Source organism: Lactobacillus helveticus DSM 20075 = CGMCC 1.1877 (genome assembly GCF_000160855.1).
Classification (GTDB): domain Bacteria; phylum Bacillota; class Bacilli; order Lactobacillales; family Lactobacillaceae; genus Lactobacillus; species Lactobacillus helveticus.
Window position 1 is genome coordinate 47775 of the sequence record NZ_GG700758.1, and the last position, 4145, is coordinate 51919.

Sequence of the window (4145 nt, forward strand, 5' to 3'; positions counted from 1 at the left end):
AACTTATTTTTATTCTTAATTATTGGCAATATATCCTTTAAATTATTCAAGATATGGGAATTATTATATTTTTGATAGTCACGATTCAGGAAATTAATATCAAAATTTAAATTATAACCTACTATTAATCTATCAGCTAAAAACTTCTTTAAGTCTTCAAGCGCATCAAATAATTCAATACCACTTTGATTCAATTTTTCTGATGTTAATTGCGTAATTTTAGAAATATGCGTTGGAATTTCATAATCAGTTTTAATTAGTCGATAAAATCTTTCACATTTACTTTTAGATATATATTTCACTGCTCCAATCGAGATGATTTGATCTTTAGTAATATCTAATCCCGTGGTCTCTATATCCAATGCAACAATAGAAGACAAAACATCTTTTTCATTGGATTTTTTATGTAAAGTATTTGCTCTATGATAATGCGCTGCTGTGCTAAAACCGAGTTTTCTTTTATTAGTACTACTTTGATTTTTTAAGTGCATCATTACTGGAATTCCATCAAATTGAACTACTTGCTTATCTTTACGAGTCGTTTTAAAATCATAGCCTAGCTCATTGTTAGTAGTATAAATTAAAGTCGCTTCACCTCGTCCAATATTTAACAAAATCCTTTTCCATAAAAGATCCCGAATCCGTGCACTAAAACTCCCAACATATACACCGGTTTGAACTTCTTGACACCACTTGGTTAAATCACCACGTAAAGATTGCGGTACTTTAGTTAAGGTAATTACAATCATTATGATACCTCATGATATTGCACACCAAATTTTTGCAATCCTTCACGATCATCCCATAAACTCATCGAGACATTTACATCAAGATCATCATTAATCTTTTCATTTAATAAAAGATATTTTAAATCTTTAACCATTTTAACAAGCAATTTACAAGTTCTGAACTTATCTCTCATTGCTATTCTAGTATGTGTAGCAATGTCACTATCACCATATTCAGCAGTTATTTTAAAAGCAATTGGAATAGAATAATCAGCTTTATACAAATCAGCAAAATCATAAATAAAAGATAAATCATGTCCTGTATGAATAAAACCTAAACCAGGTGACACGCCTAATGCAGCAACAACACTATAGCACAAGCCATACAATGCTTGATGAGCCGCAGTTAAAGCTTTATTTATTGGCGTACCACTTTCAAAATCATCAACCTTATACTCTCTTCGCGTCCACTTAACCCCTGTTAATTTGGATTGCTCTCGATAAATTTTTTTAACTCGTGTGCCTTCCTTGCCACGTAATTCCTGCATAGTTAATCCAGAAAAATCTTCATCAGGGAAACGCATTTCATACATTTTTCGGGCTACAGCTAATCTACTTCTACGATTAGAAACTAATTTTGCTTGTGCTTCTAATAAACGCGAAGAATGATTAAGTGCACGACCATGTGCATATTCACGTACGCCGCACTCACCTACCCAAACAACAGCAAGAGCAGAATCTCCTATTAATTCCATAGCTCGATGAGTAATATCAATTCCAGGTCCTAGCAACAGAACACTTACTAATGCTACTGGAATATCTACAATTCCTCGACTATCAGCAACCTGAATCGCACTATCTTGTCGATTTATCTTAGCATGCTCTATATAAATAAAACTGATTCTATCTGAAACTCTTCCTAATTCCTGAATTTCAGGCTTTTTAGCACCAAAATTCTTTTCCATTTTACTTTTCCAATGGAATTACCGTTAGCAATCCCATACCATATGCTTTCTCTCTACCTATACCATTAATTAACGCTAATTTAAATTTGGATAAATCTGTTATTTGCAAAATTCCATCAAATGTTACACGGCTTAATTTGATTAAATGATTTCCTTTGCGCCGTAATCTAGGCCAATCACGTTCAGAGATATTCAATTTATAAACTTCCTCACTATCTCGAACAATTTCAAAACCATGTTTTTTTGTACGTTCTAATAACCAATTAGTTTGTTGCAAAATAGTAATATGAGGTACGACTCTAGACTTTCCAGATTTTGAATCAGTAATCCTATAAGTTGGATTAGCTGTTAATCGAAAACGATATTTTTTTCCTTCAACTAACTGATTTAAGAATCGATCATAATCTTTAGTGGCAGCAGTATAAGGTACACCATATCTCTCTAAATTATTTAACTTTGGTTTATTTTTACTTACTAATAAAAGGTATTTCTTATTACTAAATTCGTCAATTCGCCATAAATGTCGCAGCCTAGTTCCTTGTTTAACCTCATCAGGAAAACTTTGTTCAACCCAGTTATGATACGAGCCCAAGTGAGTTAAGTCACTAATCTTTTGACGATCATTAGTATCAATTTCAACTCTTGATAGATACATACTATCTATCCTCCTAAACAAACGACCAATAATCTAAATCTGTTTTCAAGTCAGTACTTGATTTATACTCTAAATTATCTAATTCTATTTTCTTCTTAATAATTACAGGACGATATTGATAATATCTATTCTTTTGATTAAAGGAACCTACTTTATCTTTAATCATTGTTATATTATTTTCTGGATTTAATTCAGCGTCTGCAATTATTCTGGTTAAAAATTTAGGCGCTCTTAATCTCTTTTGATACCATGGCTCAGCCTGCCATGATAATTTTTCCAACACTTGAAGTGGATTTTCTTCATCATAAGTTTCGATCATTAATGGACCAGCAGGAGGATTAGATCGTCTACCCAAATAAAGTTGAAATTTAGGATGCTTAAGTGCTGAAACTATCTTTTCAATTTCATGATCATTATCACTACCAATTGCTACCATAAATACAGCATCCTGAATGAATTCACGATAAGTTAATTTTCTAGCTGTTTTAGTAGAACTCTTTTGATACTCAACAGTTTGAAATTCTGTCATCATGTTTCCTGACTGTTCAATTCTAACTGCAAATAACAAATTATTTAATTGTAAAATTCGTGCATCATCTCTACGATAACCTAAGGCCGCAGCAATTATTCCTATGACTGCACTTTTTGATGGATAATTGTCACTAGTTCTCTGGTTGAAAGAAGCTTGATTTCCATAAGACTGCAATGGTGCTGTCAATCTAATCGTTGCTGTCTTCATTGTTTAACTCCTGTTTGATAAATTCAGCAGTTTGATCAATTAAATCAGTTACACTTTTTGCTTGCTTATCTACAATTTTTTTATCGGAATCAGCTAATTCAATGTCAAAAGCAGGCTTATCAACATATTTAAGTGTTCGGTTATACTCATCCTTTAATCTATTAATAGATTTCTGAACATAACCACCTTTAGATTCAACAGGTGTTTCAAAAGCTGAAACTAAGTTAACAGGTGTATCATCACGCACATTTACCATTACATATTGTGGCAAAGTTTTATTTGCAAAAGTATTTTCTTTACCAGTCGGCATAGTCATAATGAATTCCTTGATAAAAAGCTTAATTCCCTCCAAAGTAAGATCTTCATTGCCCAAATTATGCATTAAATCCAAAACATTAACGTTTGCATATCTATACAAAGTAGAAGAATTGTATTCAATAGTTCCTAACATTGCAGAGCCTGATGACCCTTCTTTCTTAACATCGTCTACAGCTGTATAAAAATCAAATTCTGGAGTAATTTCATGGGTAGAAATTGCATGTGCTACTTGACTTGATGCATCTACATTTAGATCAGGATTATCTGCAACCATCCGTCCAAACAAGGCCAAGTCTAAAGATTGCTCTTCCATTAAAGCCTTTTTAATTTCCTTACCAGTTTCTTTATCAATTCCATCGGAATCTAAAGCTATTTTAGCTATTTTTTCCAATTGACCATTGCTAATTAAAAATAAAGCCCCAGTTAAATATTTTCCAGTGTCTTTATCTTTCTTCAATTTGATTCCGGCTGCAGCAAATACAGCCTTTGCCTTTTCTAAGGCATCATCATCGCTTATTGTATTATCTAGTTCTTGAATCTTTTTAATTAAGAGCTGAACGCCTTTTAAAGTTCTAAAACCCTTAAGCCACTTTGCATCCCTAGAGTCTTCTTGAAATCCAAGACGAATAGCTCTTTTCCAGCTCTGAGATGAAACACGTGATCGAGTTACGCCACCATAAATTGCCGTTTTTGGTGATCCCGTATCATCACGGTTAATGTTTGATGATGGCACAGTTTGC

General features: G+C 32.9%; 5 protein-coding genes. All 5 read right to left on the bottom strand.

Annotated elements, in window-relative coordinates:
• The coding region (cas2e, locus tag HMPREF0518_RS10120) for a type I-E CRISPR-associated endoribonuclease Cas2e (RefSeq protein ID WP_003627699.1) at nt 1-749 on the bottom strand (749 nt) is incomplete at its 3' end.
• Nucleotides 749-1693, bottom strand: coding sequence for a type I-E CRISPR-associated endonuclease Cas1e (cas1e, locus tag HMPREF0518_RS08060; protein ID WP_003627700.1), 945 nt, complete (start codon nt 1691-1693; stop codon nt 749-751). The genes cas2e and cas1e, both read right to left, overlap by 1 nt.
• A gap of 1 nt (nt 1694) precedes the next feature.
• Complete coding sequence (cas6e, locus tag HMPREF0518_RS08065) at nt 1695-2348, bottom strand: type I-E CRISPR-associated protein Cas6/Cse3/CasE (protein ID WP_003627701.1); 654 nt, start codon at nt 2346-2348, stop codon at nt 1695-1697.
• Between the two features lie 13 nt (nt 2349-2361).
• Nucleotides 2362-3087, bottom strand: a complete 726-nt coding sequence (gene cas5e / locus HMPREF0518_RS08070) for a type I-E CRISPR-associated protein Cas5/CasD (RefSeq protein ID WP_003627702.1) — start codon at nt 3085-3087, stop codon at nt 2362-2364.
• On the bottom strand, nt 3068-4145 hold a 1078-nt coding region (gene cas7e / locus HMPREF0518_RS08075), incomplete at its 5' end, for a type I-E CRISPR-associated protein Cas7/Cse4/CasC (protein WP_003627703.1). The genes cas7e and cas5e, both read right to left, overlap by 20 nt.

Excerpts from the sequence above, each read along its gene's own strand:
- cas1e (WP_003627700.1), bottom strand. The coding sequence starts at position 1,693 with ATGGAAAAGAATTTTGGTGCTAAAAAGCCTGAAATTCAGGAATTAGGA.
- cas6e (WP_003627701.1), bottom strand. The coding sequence starts at position 2,348 with ATGTATCTATCAAGAGTTGAAATTGATACTAATGATCGTCAAAAGATT.
- cas5e (WP_003627702.1), bottom strand. The coding sequence starts at position 3,087 with ATGAAGACAGCAACGATTAGATTGACAGCACCATTGCAGTCTTATGGA.